Source organism: Phenylobacterium sp. (assembly GCF_036264965.1).
In the GTDB taxonomy this organism is placed as follows: domain Bacteria; phylum Pseudomonadota; class Alphaproteobacteria; order Caulobacterales; family Caulobacteraceae; genus Phenylobacterium.
This window is the reverse complement of sequence record NZ_DATAPY010000154.1, coordinates 1-18,234: the sequence shown is the minus strand read 5'-3', so window position 1 is coordinate 18,234 and position 18,234 is coordinate 1. Positions and strand designations below refer to the sequence as shown.

Annotated in this window: 21 protein-coding genes; 5 read left to right on the top strand and 16 right to left on the bottom strand. The window is 69.3% G+C overall.

Features of this window, described 5'->3' with window-relative positions; genetic code table 11:
* Nucleotides 1-162: 162 nt before the first annotated feature.
* From VHS75_RS20745 to VHS75_RS20735, 3 genes are all read left to right on the top strand, one after another.
* Complete coding sequence (locus VHS75_RS20745) at nucleotides 163-753, top strand: TetR/AcrR family transcriptional regulator (protein ID WP_329640526.1); 591 nt, start codon at nucleotides 163-165, stop codon at nucleotides 751-753.
* Between the two features lie 331 nt (nucleotides 754-1,084).
* Nucleotides 1,085-1,783 carry a response regulator gene (locus VHS75_RS20740; RefSeq protein ID WP_329640525.1) on the top strand — a complete coding sequence of 233 codons (699 nt, stop codon included), beginning with the start codon at nucleotides 1,085-1,087 and terminating at the stop codon, nucleotides 1,781-1,783.
* A gap of 89 nt (nucleotides 1,784-1,872) precedes the next feature.
* Complete coding sequence (locus VHS75_RS20735) at nucleotides 1,873-2,571, top strand: response regulator transcription factor (RefSeq protein ID WP_329640524.1); 699 nt, start codon at nucleotides 1,873-1,875, stop codon at nucleotides 2,569-2,571.
* Nucleotides 2,572-2,597: 26 nt separating this feature from the next.
* On the opposite strand, the gene VHS75_RS20730 is transcribed toward VHS75_RS20735, so the two are convergent.
* Nucleotides 2,598-3,632 (bottom strand): AraC family transcriptional regulator, encoded by a 1,035-nt coding sequence (locus tag VHS75_RS20730; protein WP_329640523.1) that lies wholly within the window; start codon nucleotides 3,630-3,632, stop codon nucleotides 2,598-2,600.
* 83 nt (nucleotides 3,633-3,715) lie between these two features.
* Between VHS75_RS20730 and VHS75_RS20725 the strand changes: the two genes are divergently transcribed.
* Complete coding sequence (locus tag VHS75_RS20725; protein WP_329640522.1) at nucleotides 3,716-5,695, top strand: PAS domain S-box protein; 1,980 nt, start codon at nucleotides 3,716-3,718, stop codon at nucleotides 5,693-5,695.
* Here VHS75_RS20725 and VHS75_RS20720 read toward each other — a convergent pair.
* From VHS75_RS20720 to VHS75_RS20710, 3 genes are all read right to left on the bottom strand, one after another.
* Nucleotides 5,668-7,917 (bottom strand): ATP-binding protein, encoded by a 2,250-nt coding sequence (locus VHS75_RS20720; protein ID WP_329640521.1) that lies wholly within the window; start codon nucleotides 7,915-7,917, stop codon nucleotides 5,668-5,670. The two genes, VHS75_RS20725 and VHS75_RS20720, sit on opposite strands and share 28 nt — an antisense overlap.
* Nucleotides 7,914-8,087, bottom strand: coding sequence for a hypothetical protein (locus VHS75_RS20715; RefSeq protein ID WP_329640520.1), 174 nt, complete (start codon nucleotides 8,085-8,087; stop codon nucleotides 7,914-7,916). The genes VHS75_RS20720 and VHS75_RS20715 overlap by 4 nt, the downstream gene beginning before the upstream one ends.
* A gap of 123 nt (nucleotides 8,088-8,210) precedes the next feature.
* Entirely contained in the window at nucleotides 8,211-8,756 is a 546-nt protein-coding gene (locus VHS75_RS20710; RefSeq protein WP_329640519.1) for a MarR family transcriptional regulator, read from the bottom strand.
* A gap of 147 nt (nucleotides 8,757-8,903) precedes the next feature.
* Here VHS75_RS20710 and VHS75_RS20705 point away from each other — a divergent pair, with 147 nt between their 5' ends.
* Nucleotides 8,904-9,230, top strand: a complete 327-nt coding sequence (locus VHS75_RS20705) for a hypothetical protein (protein ID WP_329640518.1) — start codon at nucleotides 8,904-8,906, stop codon at nucleotides 9,228-9,230.
* A 4-nt stretch (nucleotides 9,231-9,234) separates the two neighbouring features.
* Here VHS75_RS20705 and VHS75_RS20700 read toward each other — a convergent pair whose 3' ends face one another.
* From VHS75_RS20700 to VHS75_RS20645, 12 genes are all read right to left on the bottom strand, one after another.
* Complete coding sequence (locus VHS75_RS20700) at nucleotides 9,235-9,699, bottom strand: hypothetical protein (RefSeq protein ID WP_329640517.1); 465 nt, start codon at nucleotides 9,697-9,699, stop codon at nucleotides 9,235-9,237.
* Nucleotides 9,696-10,298 carry a response regulator gene (locus tag VHS75_RS20695; RefSeq protein ID WP_329640516.1) on the bottom strand — a complete coding sequence of 201 codons (603 nt, stop codon included), beginning with the start codon at nucleotides 10,296-10,298 and terminating at the stop codon, nucleotides 9,696-9,698. Before VHS75_RS20695 ends, VHS75_RS20700 begins: the two co-directional genes overlap by 4 nt.
* Nucleotides 10,299-10,300: 2 nt before the next feature.
* Nucleotides 10,301-10,693, bottom strand: a complete 393-nt coding sequence (locus tag VHS75_RS20690) for a hypothetical protein (protein ID WP_329640515.1) — start codon at nucleotides 10,691-10,693, stop codon at nucleotides 10,301-10,303.
* The gene (locus VHS75_RS20685) at nucleotides 10,693-11,277 is read right to left on the bottom strand and encodes a chemotaxis protein CheD (protein WP_329640514.1); all 585 of its coding nucleotides are present in this window, start codon (nucleotides 11,275-11,277) and stop codon (nucleotides 10,693-10,695) included. Before VHS75_RS20685 ends, VHS75_RS20690 begins: the two co-directional genes overlap by 1 nt.
* Nucleotides 11,274-11,663, bottom strand: a complete 390-nt coding sequence (locus VHS75_RS20680) for a response regulator (protein WP_329640513.1) — start codon at nucleotides 11,661-11,663, stop codon at nucleotides 11,274-11,276. The genes VHS75_RS20685 and VHS75_RS20680 overlap by 4 nt, the downstream gene beginning before the upstream one ends.
* On the bottom strand, nucleotides 11,663-12,685 hold the full coding sequence (locus tag VHS75_RS20675; protein ID WP_329640512.1) for a chemotaxis response regulator protein-glutamate methylesterase: 1,023 nt from the start codon (nucleotides 12,683-12,685) through the stop codon (nucleotides 11,663-11,665). Before VHS75_RS20675 ends, VHS75_RS20680 begins: the two co-directional genes overlap by 1 nt.
* Nucleotides 12,682-13,530, bottom strand: a complete 849-nt coding sequence (locus VHS75_RS20670) for a protein-glutamate O-methyltransferase (protein WP_329640540.1) — start codon at nucleotides 13,528-13,530, stop codon at nucleotides 12,682-12,684. The genes VHS75_RS20675 and VHS75_RS20670 overlap by 4 nt, the downstream gene beginning before the upstream one ends.
* A gap of 32 nt (nucleotides 13,531-13,562) precedes the next feature.
* Entirely contained in the window at nucleotides 13,563-14,030 is a 468-nt protein-coding gene (locus VHS75_RS20665; protein ID WP_329640511.1) for a chemotaxis protein CheW, read from the bottom strand.
* A gap of 5 nt (nucleotides 14,031-14,035) precedes the next feature.
* On the bottom strand, nucleotides 14,036-16,204 hold the full coding sequence (locus tag VHS75_RS20660) for a chemotaxis protein CheA (protein ID WP_329640510.1): 2,169 nt from the start codon (nucleotides 16,202-16,204) through the stop codon (nucleotides 14,036-14,038).
* A 17-nt stretch (nucleotides 16,205-16,221) separates the two neighbouring features.
* Nucleotides 16,222-16,587 carry a response regulator gene (locus VHS75_RS20655; protein WP_329640509.1) on the bottom strand — a complete coding sequence of 122 codons (366 nt, stop codon included), beginning with the start codon at nucleotides 16,585-16,587 and terminating at the stop codon, nucleotides 16,222-16,224.
* Nucleotides 16,588-16,591: 4 nt separating this feature from the next.
* Nucleotides 16,592-16,909: an STAS domain-containing protein gene (locus VHS75_RS20650; RefSeq protein ID WP_329640508.1), complete on the bottom strand. Its 318-nt coding sequence runs from the start codon at nucleotides 16,907-16,909 to the stop codon at nucleotides 16,592-16,594.
* An 8-nt stretch (nucleotides 16,910-16,917) separates the two neighbouring features.
* A partial coding sequence (locus VHS75_RS20645; protein ID WP_329640507.1) for a methyl-accepting chemotaxis protein occupies nucleotides 16,918-18,234 on the bottom strand: 1,317 nt, incomplete at its 5' end.

Sequence of the window (18,234 nt, the reverse complement as noted above, 5' to 3'; positions counted from 1 at the left end):
ATATTGGTCCGACGTCAAGTCGGCGGACTGTGGCCCGGTCGCGTTCGCGGCGTCTTCCACGGGACCGTGCGGGTGGGCCATGATAGCGACTCGATCCCTGGCGCCGTGGCCTTGAGGAGAGATGCATATGACCGATCCCGTCGGCCTCTCCGGACAGTTCGCTTGAACCCCGCGCCCGAACCCGCGCTCGCCTCCAGCGACGGCCGCCGTCGGCGCGGGCAGGACAACCGCGCCAAGATCGTGGCCGCCATGCTGGACATCATCCATGCCGGCGACCTGGCGCCCAGCGCCGAACAGGTGGCCCAGCGCGCCGACGTGGGCCTGCGAACCGTCTTCCGCCACTTCCAGGACATGGACAGCCTGTTCCGGGAGATGTCGGTGGTGATCATGGGCGAGCTGCACGCCGTGGCCGAAACGCCGTTCCGTTCGGAGGACTGGCGCGAGCGGGTGGTGGAGCTGGTCGAGCGTCGCGGCCGGGCCTTCGAGGAGGTCGGTCCCTTCCTGCGCGCCACCAGCCTCCTGCAGCGCCGTTCGAAGTACATGGACATCGACCACGCGCGGCTGGTGAAAGCCTTGCGCGAAATCCTCAGGCAGCAATTGCCGCCGGCCGTGGCCCGCGATCAGCCGAAGCTGGAGGCTCTGGATCTGCTGCTGAGCTTCGAAGCCTGGTCCCGCCTGCGCCGCGAACAGGGCCTTTCGCCCCAACGTGCACAGGACACTCTGGTCGCGGCGATCCGACGCCTGATCGACTGATTTCCGGCCGAAAAGGCCCAGCGAGCAATAAGTTTACGGGGTAAGACACCGATATCCGTGCAATTGCACATATCTGTCCCCAATAAACAAATTTCTGTCCCCAGATAACAAGCTAAGCCGCCGTTAACCATGTAGGGGAACCGCCGCGAATCACCCCCGCGGGGATTGAACCAGAGGCGTCAAGCCAAGGTTCTTTCACTGGGTGAAGCGCCCCTGGAAACCCTAGTTGAAATCGACGCCCGCAATGCGCCCAGAATTCTTCGACGACCGTATTTCCGCTCCGTTTTCAAGGACTTCGATGGCTCTGATGAGCCCAAAGGCGCCGCTGCCGGTGGCTCCCCCCCAGGCCGTCGGCGGCGCGCGCGATCTCTACGAACTGCTCGCCGTGATCATCGGCGTCTGCGAGTCCCTGGCGGAGAACCTGAAGGGCGCGCCGCAGCATGCCGAGCTGGCCCGCGTGGGTCTGCTGGCCGCCGATCGCGCCGCGGGCCTGCTGGCCGGCCTTGCGCTGGACGGCGCCGCGATGGGCGACGGCGCAGACCCGAGTGACGCCTCGCCCGCTGACGACCCGTCGCCGCAAGGCCAGGTGCGGACACGCAAGGTCCTGCTGGTCGAGGACGACCCGGACCTGCTGCTGCTGCTCACCGCGGCCTTCGTCCGTGAAGGCTTCCAGACCTATTGCGCCAGGAACGGGCGCCAGGGCGTCGATCTGCTGCAGACCCTGAAGCCCGACCTGATGATCACCGACATCGTCATGCCCGAGATGGAGGGGATCGGCACGATCATGGAGGCGCGCCGCGTGGCGCCTGACACCAAGGTCATCGCCATCTCCGGCGGCGGCCACTACGGGCGCAGCCAGAACTTCCTGGTCTGGGCCCACGAGCTGGGCGCCGACGAGGTGCTGGCCAAGCCCTTCCGCATGTCCTCGCTGATCACCGCCGCGCGGGTGGTGCTCGACCGTCCGCCGGCCGGTCCGCCGGACGACGAGACCGATTTTCCCGCCAACCCGGGGATCGCGCTCAGCCGATAGGCGACCCCACCCCGAATTTCCCCGGCGACCGCGCTCGCGGCGCCGACAGCCCCTGCCTGCCCAACCCAGAAGAAATCAAGGAGACCAGGATGCGCGTACTGCTGATTGAAGACGACCGGAATGCGGCGCGAAGCGTCGAGTTCATGCTCACGGCCGCCAAGTTCAATGTGGAGATCACCGACTCCGGCGAGGACGGTCTCGACCTGGCCCAGGCCTATGCCTACGACCTGATCCTGCTCGACCTGAACCTTCAGGACATCAGCGGCATGGAAGTGCTGCGCACCCTGCGCCGCGCCAAGGTCCAGACGCCGGTGATCATCCTGACCGGCGCCGCCGACGTGGCGGCCAAGGTGAGCGCCTTCGCCGGCGGCGCGGACGACTATCTGGTCAAGCCGTTCCACAAGGACGAGCTCACCGCCCGGGCCCGCGCCGTCATCCGCCGCTCCAGCGGCCACGCGGACTCGACCATCACCATCGGCGACATCACCCTCAATCTCGATGCGCGGCTCGTGCACGTGAACGGCGTGCGGGTGCACCTGACGGGCAAGGAATATCAGACCCTCGAACTGCTCGCGCTTCGCCGCGGCAAGACCCTGCACAAGGACGTCTTCCTCACCAGCCTCTACGGCGGCATGGACGAGCCCGGCGGCAAGATCATCGACGTCTTCATCTGCAAGCTGCGCCAGAAGCTGGCGACCGCGTCCGACCGCCAGCACATCGAAACGGTCTGGGGCGGCGGCTACGTGATGCGCGACCCGGACGAAGTGCTGTCCTCGCGCGCCGCATGACCCTGGCCGGCGACCTGGCGCAGGGCTCAGCCCGCGGGCATGGCAGACGGGCCGGCCATCTCGCCGGGGCCGCCCGCAATCCTCGCGCGGTAGTCGCTGGCGGTGCAGCCGAACTGGCGGCGGAACCAGTGGGCGAAGGCGCTCAGGCTGGAGAAGCCGACGAGTTCGGCGACGGCCTGGAACGACCGGCCGCTGCGCGCCAGCAGCGCCTCCGCCGCCTCACGGCGCGCGGCGTTCAGAAGGCCCGAGAAGGTCTCGCCTTCCGTGGCCAGGCGCCGGTGCAGGGTGCGGCGGTCCATCGCCAGCCGCTGCGCCACGCGGTCGACCGTGCAGTCGCCATTGGGCAGCAGCAGCAGGATCATCTCACGCACCTTGTCGCCGAAGCTCGATCCACGGCCGGCGGCCATCTCCTCGAGATAGCGGACCATCTGGCGGGCCAGCGCCGGATCGGCCGTAGTGATCGGCCGGTCGAGGTCTTCCCGCGCCGTCACGATGCCGTTGAAATCCTGGTTGAAGCGCGGCGCCATCCCGTAGACGCGGCGATAGGCGCTGAGGTAGGGCGGCGCGGCGTGCGTCAGGGATATCTCCTGCGGCCGCCAGGCGTCGCCCAGCAGCTCGCGCAGCAGCCGCAATCCGACCCCGACACTGATCTCCGCGCTCTGCCGGCCAACCCAGGGCGGCGCGTTCATCCGCAGCACGGCGATGTCACCGGTCTCCTCGATTTCCACGGAATAGGCGTCGTTCTGCAGCCAGATGTAGCGCGCCAATTGCACCAGGGCTTTGCGCACCGTCGGCTGCTCGCGGATCACCAGGGCGATCGGCCCGAGGTTGGACAGCCGCCGCGTCTCGACGATACGCAGCCCGAAGTCGTTGGCGCCGGAGCGTTCCGCGGCCAGGTCGTACATCAGGCTGATGGCGCGCGAGGCCACTCTCATGTCGGGGTCGCTCAGCGCCGCAGCCGGAACGCCCGCTTCCGCGGCGATGCGATAGGGGTCGATCCCCACCGAGAGGGCGACCTCCACAAAGCCGGTCAACCCGGCCGCGCGGGCGAGATGCGACATGGACCCCCCTTGGGCGACGCCTCTCTCAAACTGAACAGCCCAATGTCCCCGAAAATCAAGCCCAACCCTGAGCACCGCCCGTCATGATCCCGCCGCTCCCCCCTGAGACGGACGCCGCTGCGCCGTCAGGTCGCACCCTCGAGCCAAGCCATGCCGACGCCGACGTGCAGCGGATCCGCGAGCTGTTCGACCAAGCGCCCGGCTGCATGATCGTCTTCACCGGGGCCGACCATGTGGTGCAGATGGCCAATCCGGCCCATCTGACGTTCACCGGCCTGACGCCCTCGATCGTCGGCCAGCCGGCGCGCCTGGCCATGCCGCGCGGCTATTCCCGCGGCTTCGGGCGGATGCTCGACGACGTCTACCGGGCCGGCCAGCCGCGCATCCAGCGGGCCACCAAGCTCCTGGTCAACCGCTACCCCGGGGGCCCCGATGAGGAAGCCTATGGCGACTTCATCCTGCAGCCGCTGCGCGACGCCAAGGGTGTCGTCTACGGTGTTTTCTGCCAGGGCCACGAGGTCACCGTCGAGAAACTCGCCGCCGATGAACTGCGGGCCAGCCGCGAGCAGCTCAAGGCCGCGCTGGAGGCCGCCCAGGCGATCTTCGATAACTCCCACGACATCATCTGCGTCGTCGGGATGGACGGGCGTTTCCAGCAGGTCAACAAGCACGCCGAGCGTCTCTGGGGCTATCGGCCGGAGGAAATGATCGGCCGCTGCTACCAGGACTTCATCCACCCGGACGATCGGGAGAGGGGCGCCGAGCTCGCCCGGCAGGTCGGCCGTGGCGACACCGTCGCGCCCTTCGTCAACCGCCACCTGCACAAAGACGGCACGGTCGTCCCGGTGATGTGGTCGGCGGTGCGCTCGGAGTCCAAGGACACGGTCATCAGCATCGGCCGCGACATGCGCGAGCACATGGCCGCCGAGGAGAAGCTGCGCCAGGCGCAGAAGATGGAGGCCATCGGCCGGCTGACCGGCGGCATCGCCCACGACTTCAACAACCTGCTCACCGTGGTCATCGGCTCGGCCGAGAGCCTGGCCGACGGGCTGGATCAGGCGCCGGAGCTGCAATCCCTGGCGCGCCTGGCGCTGGACGCGGCCGAGCGCGGCGCGGAACTGGTGAGCCGTCTGCTGGCCTTCGCCCGCACCCAGCCGCTGGCCGCCCGGCCCATCGATTGCGCCGGCTTCCTGCGCGATCTGCTGCCGATCTTGCAGCGGACGATCGACAGCCAGGTGGCCATCGAAGTGCGGACCGACGATGCGCCGCTATTCTGCCTGGCCGACCGCACCCAGCTCACCTCGGCGATGCTCAATCTCGCCATCAACGCCCGCGACGCCATGCCGGCCGGCGGACGGCTGACGATCAGCGCCACGCGGGCGGGCTGCGACGGCCAGGACGATGTCATGCTGTCGGTGGAGGACACTGGCGAGGGCATGTCGGCGCAAACCCGGGCCCGGGCCCTGGAGCCCTTCTTCACCACCAAGCCGGAGGGCCGGGGTTCGGGCCTCGGCCTCAGCATGGTGCATGGATTCGCCAGCCAGTCCCGCGGCCGGCTGGAGATCGACTCTGAGCTCGGGGCCGGAACGCAGGTGCGCATCTACCTGCCGCAGACCGACGCCCCGGCGACGCCAGGGCCTGTCGAGGCCAACGCGCCCGCAGCGCCGCCCGTCCCGCGCCATGTCCTGCTGGTCGAGGACGACGACCTGCTACGCGATCAGGTGCAGCGCCAGCTGATGACGCTGGGTTGCCGGGTTACGGCCCAGCGCAACGGCCACGACGCGCTGCGCCGGCTGGACGCCCATCCCGACATCGACCTGCTGATGACCGACATCGTCATGCCCGGCGGCATGAACGGCCGCCAGCTGGCCGATCAGGCGCGGCGGCTGCGGCCTGAGCTTCGGGTGCTGTTCACCTCGGGCCACACCGACGAGCCCTCGATCCGCGCCCTGCGGGCGGACGGCCGGTCGGGCTTCCTGGGCAAACCCTACCGCCGCTCCGACCTCGCCCGCGAGCTGGCCGCGGCGTTCGGCGATCAGCCAGTGGCGGCCATCGGCGGCTGAACCGGCGGGGCGGCCACCGCGCTCAGCAAGGCGGAGAACAACGCCTCGACATTGATCGGCTTGGAGATCACCTCGGTCATGCCGGCGGCGCGATAGCTGGCCACCTGATGGATCATGGCGTTGGCGGTCACCGCGATGATCGGCGTCTGCGCGCGGCCCAGCTCCGCCTCGCGGGCGCGGATCCGGCGCGTCGCGGCGGGCCCGTCCATCTCCGGCATCTGCACGTCCATCAGGATCACGTCCCAATCGGCCGCCTCCCAGGCCTCGACCGCCTCCAGGCCGTTCTCGACGAAGGCCGGCTCGATATCGAGCTGGGCGAGCAGGGCCTTCAGGACCATCCGGTTCACCGGATTGTCCTCGGCCGCCAGCACCCGCAGCGGCCCGCCGCTGGCAGGTCGGCCCGCCGCGACGCCAGCGCCGGTCCGGCTCAGGATCATCGGTAGGTCGACGGTGAAAGCGCTCCCCCGGCCCGGCATGCTGCAGGCGCTGATATCGCCACCCATGGCCTGGGCGAGCTGGCGGCAGATGGCCAGGCCCAGGCCCGCGCCGCCATAACGGCGGGTCGGCGAGGAATCGCCCTGGACGAAGGTCTCGAACAGCGCGGCGATGCGGTCCAGAGCGATGCCGATGCCGGTGTCGCTCACCTCCAGACGAACACCCCGATCGGTGCGCGCCAGACGCACGGCCACCTCGCCCTCGTGGGTGAACTTGATGGCGTTGGAGATCAGGTTGCCGAGGATTTGACGCAGACGCCCCGCATCGGCCCCGTAGACGCCGGACGCCGCTGGATCGAGGTCGAGGACGAAGGACAGCCCGCGGGCGGCCGCTCCCGCCGAGTAGGCGGCGTGGACACTCTCCACCAGGGCCGACAGGTCGCAGTCGGCGCGAACGATCTCCAGCCCGCCGGCCTCGATCTTGGAGAGGTCCAACAGGTCGTCGACGATCGCCAGCAGGGCCGAGCCGCTTTCGCTGATCACCCGCAGCCGCTGCCGTTGCAGCCGGGACAGCGGATTGAGCGCCATGGCCTGGGCCATGCCGAGGACGCCGTTCAGCGGCGTGCGGATCTCGTGGCTGATCACGGTCAGGAAGTCGCTCTTGGCGCGGTTGGCGACCTCGGCGGCCTTCAGCGCCTCGAGCTGCTCGCGCGCCGCGCGCCGCGCATCGGTGACGTCGACGTAGGTCGCCAGGCACAGGCTCCAGGGCGCGCCGGGCCCCGGGGCCACGCGATGGTGGATCTCAACCTCGATGATCTCGCCATCGGTCCGAACGATCTGGGCCAGAAACATCGGTAGGACGCCATCTTCGCCCACGCCGTTCAGGGCCTCGAAGAACGCTTCCAGCGAGGCCTCGGTGAAGCGCGGCCGGGCCGCTCTGCCGCCGAACATCGCCTCGGCCGCCTCGTTCGCTTCGAGCACCCGAATGTGCGGAGCGATATCGTCGACCGAATTGACCATGGCCTTCAGACGGTTTCCGAGGCCGGACGCGGTAGGACCGCCCTCGGCGTGTAGCAGCCGATAGAGCGACGAGGCGTCGACGCACCGGTGCGCCATCGGGCTGTGATGAAAGATCATCCGCCAGCGCTGGCGGCCCTCTTGGGCGGCCCGGCCGGCATACGACAGTCCGTCCAGAGCCGATTTCAGCGTCTGGCCGCGGGCATAGAAGGCGCTGGCCAGGCGCACGATGAAGATCGTGAAGACCACGCTGGCGACCGCCATCAACAGGATGTCTGCGGTGGCCACCTGATAGCCGATCTGGCGGGCAAGGACGGCGCCCGTGATCAGGATGATCGACCCCGGCGCCACCAGGACGGCGGTGGCCAGCCGCGAGCCGCAGCACATCATCGCGTTGTGGAGGCAGGCCGCGCACAGCACCAGCACCGCCTCGGCGAGATGCATGGGCGTCGGCGGCATGGCAAGCAGCAGAGCGGAAGCTGCGAACGTGCCGGCGGACATCATATAGCTCGCGCAAACCACCGCGATCGCACCGGGCGTACGCCGGCGGTGCAGCAGCCGGCGGCTGAGGCACGCGTCCACAAGGCCGCAGATCCACGTCGTCACGGCCCAGACGACGACCATATCGCGCTGGCCGCTGAACCACAGCAGAAGGGCGACCAGCGTCACCTGCGAGGTCCGCGACCACAGGCTGCCCGCGCGCCAGGCGAGGGCGCGTTCGAACGGATCGCTGAGCGTTACCGGCACGGTCGGAAGCACCGCCGTGGTCATTTGACGGATTCGCCCAGGAGGGCGATGCGCGTGCGCAAGGATGTGATCCCACGGCGCGACACCGCCTGCATCATGACTTCGTCGAGGGCGTACTCAACGGGGTTCGCGCCAATCCCAGCGAGCGCGGCGGTCAGGTGCGAGGCCAGGCGGCGGGCGAGGCTTTGGGGCACGGCAAATCTCCCGGTGGGTTCGGGATGACCCTGCGGCATTCCAGATAATTCATCGTTAAAAGTGGGAATTTCCGGGAATCCGGGTCGGCCAACCGGGATATCGGTGGCGTCGGCAGGAAGAACTCAGCCGCGAGACGCGGCTGGAACGGTCCCGAAATTGAGCAGGTCCACAGCGAGATCGTCGTCGCCGGTCAGCTTCAGCAACACCGCCTGCAGGGCCCGGGTCGCCTCGCGCAGGCGTTTGGGATCCACCTCGGCCAGGACCTCCTGGTTATGCTCCTTCAGGATATTGACGGCTTGGCTGTAGATCGTCTTGCCGGGCTCGGTCAGGCTGAGATTGACCTGCCGCCGATCGCGGTCGGGAACGGACCGGTCGATAAGACCGCGCGACACCAGCTGGTCGACGGCGCGGGTCAGTGTCGTGCGATCGACGGTGCTGTAGCGGGCCAGGGCCGTCATGGTGCACGACTCCAGTCGCCGGATGATCGCCAGCGACCGCCACTGCGCCAGGTTGAGGCCCACGGGCGCCAGCTCCCGATCGAAGAACAGGTCGCGCTGCCGCGCCGCCTGGAACAGCAGATAGAAGAAGTACTCCGGCGGGCCCAACGGGAACTCGCCGTCCGGATCGACCGAGTTCGGGGGCGGACCGAGGGCGCGCGCTTTTTTCATCGGGGCGGCACTGAAGGGTAATTCGAGCGGGGCGACAACGCGCAATTGAGATATTTCGTTATGCAATATGTGCAAATGCACATTTTTAGCTTCGATTAACCGCCCACGGCTAAGCCGTGAGCAGGACCCCCCAGAGAGACGACCGCCGTGCGTGAAACCTTGGCCGTGGCCGAACCCGATCGTGATGTCCTGCGCGCCATGGACGCCGATCTTCAGGCCTCGCTTGCGCTCAGCCGCGCGACCCTGCGCGCGCTCGCCGCGCTCTCGCCGATGCTCAGCACCGCCGCTGACGCCGCGCTCGAGGAAGAGGCCGCCCGCGCCGCCGAGCGTTCGGCGCCCCAACGCACCCTGGATATCGTCGAAGACGCGCGTCAGGGCCTGCAGCACGCGTCCGCCGAGGCGCGCATCGCGCGCACCCTGGAACGCGCCCTGGTCAACGCCGCCGAGGCCCTGGCCACGCGGCGCGCCGGCTGATCCGCTACTGATCCGTCGGAACGAACCGCGCGCGAACCTGGCGCAGACCGGCCAGCACCGAAACTGCGCCTTCGGACCGTCCTGTGGCGAGCAGGCGGATGCCGTCCACATGCACGTCCACCGCTGACCAGTTCACCGGCTCGCCGTTACGGAAACCGTGCAGCAGGTCGCACAGGCTGCACGCCGCTTCCGCCAGCGCATCCAGCTCATAGACGCCGGCCACACCGAAGATGGCGTTGCTGATATTGTAGAGACCTTCCATCGTCTCCGCCGCGCCGGCCCCGCGATCGCCCGAGGCGAGCGCGGAGAGCTGGTCGGCCTTGGTCGACAGGGCTGAAACGCACTGGTCGCGCACCGACTCGATCCGCTGCTCGGCGCCGCGCACCGCCTCGTCGATGCTCTTCCCCCCTGGGGAGCGAGCGATCTTGGCCAGCCGGTTCTCCACCTTAAACGTACGCGCGAGGCTCATCGGGCAATGGCTTTCGGTTGGAACAGGGCGTCGATTTCGTCCTGTTCGAGGTTGGGCGTCTTGGCCACGCCGACTTCTACGGAAAGGTCGTCGTGGCGGCGGCCCTTCATGCCCACCGGCGGACCGATCGAGCGGATCCGGCGATCCGGGCCGCAATAGCCCGGGGAGGTCACGAAGGCCCTTGGATCGGACATCAGCCAGATGATGCGCTGCATCATGACCAGCGGCGGCACGGGCTTGCGGACCACGAAGCTCGCGCCGGCGTCGCGGCCGCGGAAGATCTGCGACGACGTGGTGTGGCCGGTGACCAGGATGGCCGGCGCCCAGGCGTTGGGCGAACCGCAGCGCCTGAGCCAGGTGATGAAATCGTATCCGTCGGTGTCGGCCAGCTGGCTGTCGACCACCAGCAGGTTCAGCTCGCGCTCGCCCACCACGGTCATGGCTTCCGAACCCGCCGTGCAGCGGCGCGGCGTGTGCACGCCGAACCCGGCGAACATCTGGGCCAGGATTTCCACACCATCGGCGTCGCCACCGACGATCAGCACCTCGGCCGTCGACAGGTTGACGCGTTCCTGGCGCCGGAACGGAACGTCCGACATGCCTAGTCTCCCAGCTCCTCGAACAGCTGCAGCTCACCGTCGTCGGCGGGTTCGGCGGGCTGTGGGTGGGCGCCGGACAGCCGGCGGGCCTGTTCGGCCAGCGTCAGGCCCATCACCGCGGCATGGACGTCGGTCATCACATTGGTCGGCGCGGAGGCCGCCAGCACCCGCAGGAACGCCGCCATGCCGTCGAGGCGCTGGCTCAGGAGGTCGATGGCCTGCACCTCGGTGAGGAAGCCGGAATCGGGCGGCCCGAGATCGGCGGTCAGGCGCGCGACCGACTGCTGCAGGCGATCGCTGAGGCGGGCCAGGTCGGCCAGCTCGACAGCGGCCAGCCCCAAGGGCTCCGCCAGGGGGCGCAGGGTCGGTCCCCCCCGAAACAAAGAAGAGGACATCAGAAGAGCTCCAGGGCGCCGGACTGTTCGGGCGGCGGCGGGGCCGCGGCGCGCGGGCGTTCGGCGGCGAAGACGCGGGAGCCGGCGGCTTCCAGCAGGACTTGCCGGGCGCGGCCGCTCACCGGCCAATATTGGATGCGCCGGGCGCGTTGGCCGCGCAACGACCCGCCGGCGGCCTGCAGGCCTTCGTCGCGGACGAAGCGCTCTGCGAAGTCGGCGTTCTGCGAGCCAACGTCTGTGAGGCCGTCGATCAGCCGCGCCCCGCCGAACAGCTTGACCTCGAGCCGGTCGCGCCGCGCACCGCGGCGCAGCAAGGCGTTGACCAGCAGCTCCATCGACTGGACGCCGTAGCGCAGGCCCTCGCCGCCGCTCTCGCCCGGCAGCAGGAAGTGGTTCATGCCGCCGACGCCGGCCACCGGATCGCGCACGCACGCCGCCACGCACGACCCCAGGATCGTGGTCAGCACCACGTCGGCGTCGTCGCAGACGTAGAACTCACCCTGGATCACATGGATCTTGCGGGACTCGTCGCCCAGAGAGGGATCTCTGCGCTCGGCCTGCCAGTCGGCGGCGCCCGGGGTCATTGCAACGCGCCGAAGACCGCTTCGATCTTTTCACGCAGGATCGCCACCGTGAACGGCTTCACGAGGTAGTTGTTGACGCCGAACTGCACGGCCCGCTGGACCAGGTCCTTGTCGGCGCGCCCGGTCAGCATGATGAAGGCGGTCTTCTGGATCGGCGGGTGCGAGCGCACCGCGCGCAGCAGGCCCAACCCGTCCAGCTTGGGCATGTTGAAGTCGGAGATCACCAGGCCGAATGGTCGGGTCAGCATCTGGCGCAGGCCTTCTTCGCCGTCCACGGCTTCGTGGATGGTCTTGAAGCCGAGCTCCTGCAAGCCGCTGCGCACGAGCGAGCGGATGGTCTGCTGGTCGTCGACGATGAGGCAGTTGATGGTTGCGGCGGCAGGCATCAGCGCGGTCCTTCCCGGTTGATGAGTTGACGGATCGCGGGGCCGATCTTTTCCAGCGGCAGCTGGCGTTCGACGGCCCCGATTTCGAAGGCGGCCTTGGGCATTCCGTAGACCACCGAGGTGGCCTCGTTCTGGCCCAGGGTGCGGCCGCCGGTTTCGCGAATGGACAGCAGCCCACGGGCGCCGTCCCGGCCCATGCCGGTCAGGATGACCCCGACCGCGCGGGCCTTGGCGGTGCGCGCCACGGACTCGAAGAGGCGATCCACCGACGGGCAATGACCGCTGACCGGGGGACCGGGCGTGACCCGGCAGCGCAGATGGTTCACCCCGTCGACCTCCAGATGGCTGTCGCCGCCGGGGGCCAGGAACACCTTGCCCACCGTCAGGGGATCGCCGTCGCGGGCCTCGCGGACTTCGGCGGCGCAGGCGCGGTTCAGCCGCTCGGCGAAGCTCTTGGTGAAGGTCGCCGGCATGTGCTGAGTGATCACCACCGGCGCGCAGTTAGCCGGCAGACACTCGATCAGGGTCAGCAGGGCCTCGACGCCGCCGGTGGACGAGCCGATGGCCACGACGTGGTCGCCCGGGGTGAAATGGCTGTCCGACGCGGCGGCCGGGGCGGCGACACGCTGGGCGCGCACGCGGGCGCCGGCCGCGGCGCGAACCTTCTCGGGCAGGGCGTCGAAGGCGCGGGGCGTGGCGGCGGTCGGCTTGGCAACGCAATCGACGGCGCCCAGCTCCAGCGCCGCCAGCGTGATTTCCGCCCCACGCGTGGTCAGGGTGGAGACCATCACCACGGGCATGGGCCGCAGGCGCATCAGCCGCTCGAGGAAGTCGAGGCCGTTCATGTTCGGCATCTCGACGTCGAGGGTGATGACGTCGGGATTGAGTGCCTTGATGGCCTCGCGGGCCTGCAGCGGATCGGCGGCCTCGCCGACCACCTCGAACTCGGGGTCGGCCGACAGGGACGCGGCGATCAGCTTGCGCATGGTGGCGCTGTCGTCGACGATCAGGACACGGATCATCGGCCCATCTCCCGCGTCAGGCGGTAGGTGGTGATGCCGTCGGGCTCGAAGGCTGAGGCCGCGGGACCCGCGACCCGCTCGGAGTGGCCGATATAGAGCCGCCCGCCGACCGGCAGCAGCGGCGCGAACCGGCTCCACAGGCGCGCCTGGGTGTCGTCATCGAAGTAGATCGCCACGTTGCGGCAGAAGATGGCGTCGAACTTGCCCTTCATCGGCCAATCGCCGATCAGGTTCAGCTCGTTGAAGGTGATCAGCGCGCGGGCTTCCGCAGCGATCTGCACCGATCCGGATCGGCCGGCCGCGGGAGAGGTGAAGCGGCGAAGGTATTCGCCCGGGATGCCTGTCAGCAGGCTCTCGGCATAGATCCCGGTGCGCGCGTCGGCGACCATGTTGGGATCGATGTCGGTGGCCAGGATCTTGATGTCGAGATTAGCCGCGTCGGGCATGAGCGACAGGATGGTCATGGCCGCCGAATAGGGCTCCTGCCCGCTCGAGCAGGCCGCCGACCACAGCCGCACCTTGCCGCCGGCCTTGGCCGCAGCCAGCAACGGCGGCAGCACCTTGTCGCGCAGATGGTCGAAGTGATGCGGCTCGCGGAAGAAGCGGGTGACGTTGGTGGTCAGCGCGGCCAGCATCCGCTGCCGCTCGTCCACGCCGTCGGCGCCCGCGACCAGGGCGCAATAGGCCTCGAAGCTCGCGAGGCCCAACGCGCGCAGGCGCTTGGCCAGGCGCGAATAGACTAAGGTGGCCTTGGTCTCGTGCAGGGCGATGCCCGCGTCGCCATGCACCATGGCGGCGATCTTGCGGAAGTCGCCTTCCGTGAAGAGGAACTCGCCCTCGACCATGGCCGTGGACGTCCGGGACTTCAGAGCGGCGGTCACGCGGCTTCGAGCTCCAGGTCGGGCAGCACGCGCTCCAGGCCGATCAGGCTGATCATCCGCCCGTCGATGGCCAGCAGGCCGCGCACGAAGGTCTTGGCCGTATCGGACGCCACGTCCGGCGTCGGCTGGATGACGTCGTCGGTGACGGTCAGGATGTCGGACACCGCATCGACCAGCAGGCCCACCACCTGTTCGCCGATCTGGGCGACGATGATGACGTTGCGGTCGCTGGGTTCCGAGGACTCGAAGCCCAGGCGCGCGGCCAGGTCGACGATCGGTAGCACCGCGCCGCGCAGATTGATCACGCCACGGACGAAGGGCGGCGATTGCGGCAGGGCGGTCGCCGCGGTCCAGCCGCGGATCTCGCGCACGGCCATGATGTCGACGCAGAACTCCTGGGCGCCGATCCGGAAGGAGATCAACTCACGCAGGCCCGCGGCCGCGGTAGGATTGGTCTGGGTCATGAGGTTCAGCCTGTCGCCGCAAGGCGCTTTTCTGCGCGGAGGGAGTCGGCGCCGCGGGAGACCGCGACGATGGTGTCGATATCGAGGATCAGCGCGACGCGGCCGTCGCCCAGGATGGTGGCGGCGGCCACGCCCGGCACCTGCCGGTAGTTGGCCTCCAGCGACTTGATGACCACCTGGCGCTGGCCCTGGATGGCGTCGACTAGCAAGGCCGCGCGCGCGCCGCCCTCCCCTTCGATCAGCAGGGCGACGCCCTGGGTCGCATCCATGGGACCCGCGCGATAGCCCAGGGCCTGACCGACGTCGATCAGCGGGACGTAGGTGTCGCGGATGGCGATCACCCGGGCCGAACCGCCCAGGCTGTGCACGTCGCCGGCCTTGGGCAGCAGGGTCTCGACGATGGCGGTGATCGGCGCGACCAGCGTCTGGCCCTGGACGGAGACCACCATGCCGTCGAGCACCGCCAGCGTCAGCGGCAGGCTCATGGTGAAGGTCGAGCCCTTGCCGGGCCGCGACGAGATGGTGATCCGCCCGCCCAGCGCCTGGATGGAGCGGCGCACCACGTCCATGCCGACGCCGCGGCCGGAGATATCGCTGACCTCACTGGCCGTGGAGAACCCCGGCATGAAGATCAGGTTGTCGATCTCTTCGTCGCTCAGCGCGGCGTCGGGCGCGACCAGGCCCTTCTCGATGGCGATCGACTTGACCCGCTCGCGGTTGATGCCGCCGCCGTCGTCGGCGACCTCGATGACGATTCGGCCCGAACGGTGCGCGGCGGTGAGGCGCACGACGCCCTCCGCCGGCTTGCCGGCTTCGGCGCGCTTTTCAGGGCTTTCGAGGCCGTGGTCGATTGCGTTGCGGATCATGTGCGTCAGCGGATCGGCCAGGCGCTCGATAACGGTCTTGTCGACCTCGGTCCCCTCGCCGTCGGTGATAAGGCGCACCGGCTTGCCGGTCATGGCCGCGACTTCGCGGACCAATCTGGGCATCCGCTGGAACACGGACTTCACCGGCTGGGCGCGGATCGCCATGACGCTGTCCTGGATCTCGCGGGTGAGCTGCTCCAGCTCATCGAGGCCCATCGCCACGCCGGAGGCCCGCGCGAAGCCGGCCTCCATGACCCGCTGGGACAACATGGCCTGGTTGATCACCAACTCGCCGACCAGGTCGATGAGCCGGTCGACGCGTTCCAGGTCGACGCGGATGGTGGCGCCGGCCTCCGGCTTACGGGGCTGACCCTGGCCGTCGGGGGGGGATGACGGTTCTGGGGTCGCCGCCGCGGCCGGGGCCGGCGCGGCCGGGGAGACCTGCTGCGGCGACGGAGGGTCCGCCACAGCTTGCACACGCGCCAGGAGGGCGCCGATGTCCAGGGTCTCGCCGGGATCTTCAACAGGGGCCGCGGGCGCCTCGCCGTCCTCGGCGGTGGTGAGCGGGGTCATCTCCAGCTCGCAGTCGCCGTCCACGAATTCGAACACCTCGCGGACCTGCGCCTCGTCAACGTCTCCGGTCACGGTGACGGTCCAAGCCAGGTAGGCGGCCTCGGGATCGAGGTCGGTCAGGGCTGGGAGGCCGGAGGTGTCCAGCTCGACGGCGGTTTCGCCCAGACGGCCAAGCTCGCGCAGCAGCAGCGCGGCTTCATTGGCCTTGGCGTAAAGATCGGCGCGCGGCTTGAAGCGAACCTGCCAGCCGCTCGGACCCGCGGGCGCCGCAGGAACGTCGACGGACATGGGCTTGAATTCGAAGTCGCCCCAGTCCTCCTCGCCGCCGGACTCTTCGCCGGCAGTCGCGCCGTTGGGATCCAGCGCCTTCAGCTCTTCGGCGAGCTCAGCGGTGTGGGCCTCGTCGACCGCCGAGCCGTCATGCGCGGCGCGCACGTGGTCGGCCAGCACGTCGGCGGCGCGCAGCAGGGTCTTCAGCACCACGTCGGTCGCCGCCAGGCGGCCCGAGCGCATCTCATCCAGCGCCGTCTCGAAGACATGGGCGAAGCGGACCAGCGCCTCGAGGCTGAAAGCCCCGGCGCCGCCCTTAATCGAGTGCACTGCACGGAAGACGGCGTTGATCGTCTCCGGATCGGTGTCGCCGGCCTCCATGGCCAGCAGGCCGCTTTCCAGCTCGGCGAGTTGTTCCTCGCACTCCTGGAAGAAGGTCTCGCGGATAGCCGCTAGGGGATCCATGATGGTCTGGTCCAGGCTCAGGCGGCGACGCGGCGGATCGCGTCCACCAGCTTCACGGGGTTGAAGGGTTTGACGATCCAGCCGGTGGCCCCGGCCATCCGTGCACGGTTCTTCTTTTCGGCGTCGCTTTCGGTAGTCAGCACCAGGATCGGCACGCCGCGGTATTGCGGATCGGAGCGGACTTCCTCGATGAAGCCGAAACCGTCCATGCGCGGCATGTTGATGTCGGTGACGATGACCTTGGGGGCTTCCGCCGCCAGGACCTCGAGCCCGTGCAGGCCGTCCTCGGCCTGGACTACGCGGTAGCCAGCTTCGGTCAGCGCCAGGCGCAGCATCTCGCGCATGGTCCGGGAGTCGTCGACGGTGAGAACGGTCATGCTCATGAGATCAGTCCTGGACGGCGGTGGCGAGGGCGAGGCCAGAGACCCCGAGATCTGGGCAGCCCATCAGGGCGGCGGCGTCGGCGAATTCCGGCGAGGGATCGACCACCCGCCAGGGCTGGCCGTCGCTGGACCAGAGGGCGCGGGCGGCGAGCAGCACCTGCAGGCACTGGGCCCCCAGCCGCTGCACGCCGGAGGCGTCGAGGATGGCGGGCTTGCCGCGGGCCGCGAGCAATTCCGCCGCCAGGGGCGCCGCCGCCGTCAGGTCGAGGCTGTCGGCCAGGACCAGCGGGGCCGTCGGGTTGTCTTCGGAGGGCGTGGTCATGGCGGGTCCTAGAATTCGTCCCAGGCGTCTTCAGCCGGTGCGAGGGCGGCTCCACCTGCGCGGTGGCCGGTGGTTTTCATGGCGGTGACGGTGCGCGGCTGCGGCTGGGGCGGTCGAGCCGCCGGGGTCCGGGCCCGGGTCTCGCCGCCGACCTCGAAGCGGGAGATCAGGCGGGCCAGCTGGTCAGCCTCGCTGGTCAGGGCGTGGGAGGCGGCGGTGGCCTCCTCGACCATGGCCGCGTTCTGCTGGGTCACCTGGTCCATCTGGTTGACCGCGGTGTTGACCTGCTGGAGCCCGGTGGACTGCTCCTCGGCCGAGGCCGCGATCTCGGTGACCACGCCGCTGATCTGGGTCACCTGGGTGACGATCCGCTCCAGCACCTTGCCGGTCTCGCCGACCAGGTTGACGCCGCGGTCCACCTGCTGGCTTGAGGCCGAGATCAGCGCCTTGATCTCCTTGGCCGCGTCCGCCGAGCGCTGGGCCAGAGCCCGCACCTCGGAGGCCACCACCGCGAAGCCGCGGCCTGCGTCACCCGCTCTGGCGGCTTCGACGCCGGCGTTCAGCGCCAGCAGGTTGGTCTGGAAGGCGATCTCGTCGATCACCCCGATGATCTGGCTGATCTGCTGGGCGGAGTTCTCGATCTCGCTCATCGCGGCCACCGCATCGCGGACCACCACGCCGGAGCGTTCGGCGTCGGCGCGGGCCGAGCCCACCGCGTCACGCGCCTGGCCGGCGCCCTCGGCGGTCTTGCGCACCGTGGCGGTGATCTCATCCAGGGCCGCGGCGGTCTCTTCCAGAGACGCGGCCTGCTGCTCGGTGCGGCGCGACAGGTTGTCGGAGGCCTGGCTGATCTCGGTCGAGGCGGTGCGCACGCCGGCGCTGTTCAGGGCCACCTCGGAGATGGTCCTCTGCATCTGCTCCATGGCCGCGTTGAAGTCGGCGCGCAGCTTCTCGTAGGTGGGCGCGAAGGCCTCGCTCAGACGGAAGGTCAGCACGCCGGCCGCCAGACGCTCCAGGCCCTGGGCCAGGCCGTCGACGACCTGGCTCTGCTGCTGGGCGGTGGCGGCGCGCTCGGCTTCCGCCGCGCGGCGCTCGTCCTCGGTCGCCCGGCGCTGCTCGGCGGCCTCGGCTTCCAGGCGCACCTTCTCGATGGCCGCGTCCTTGAAGTGCTGCACCGCGCCGGCCATCCGGCCGACCTCGTCCTTGCGGCCCACCGCCGGGACTTCCACAGCGTGGTCGCCCGACGCCAGCGTCCCCATCGCATCCGTCATCTTAGAGATCGGACCCGCAATCGCGCGGCTCAGCAGCCAACCCATCAGGATGGA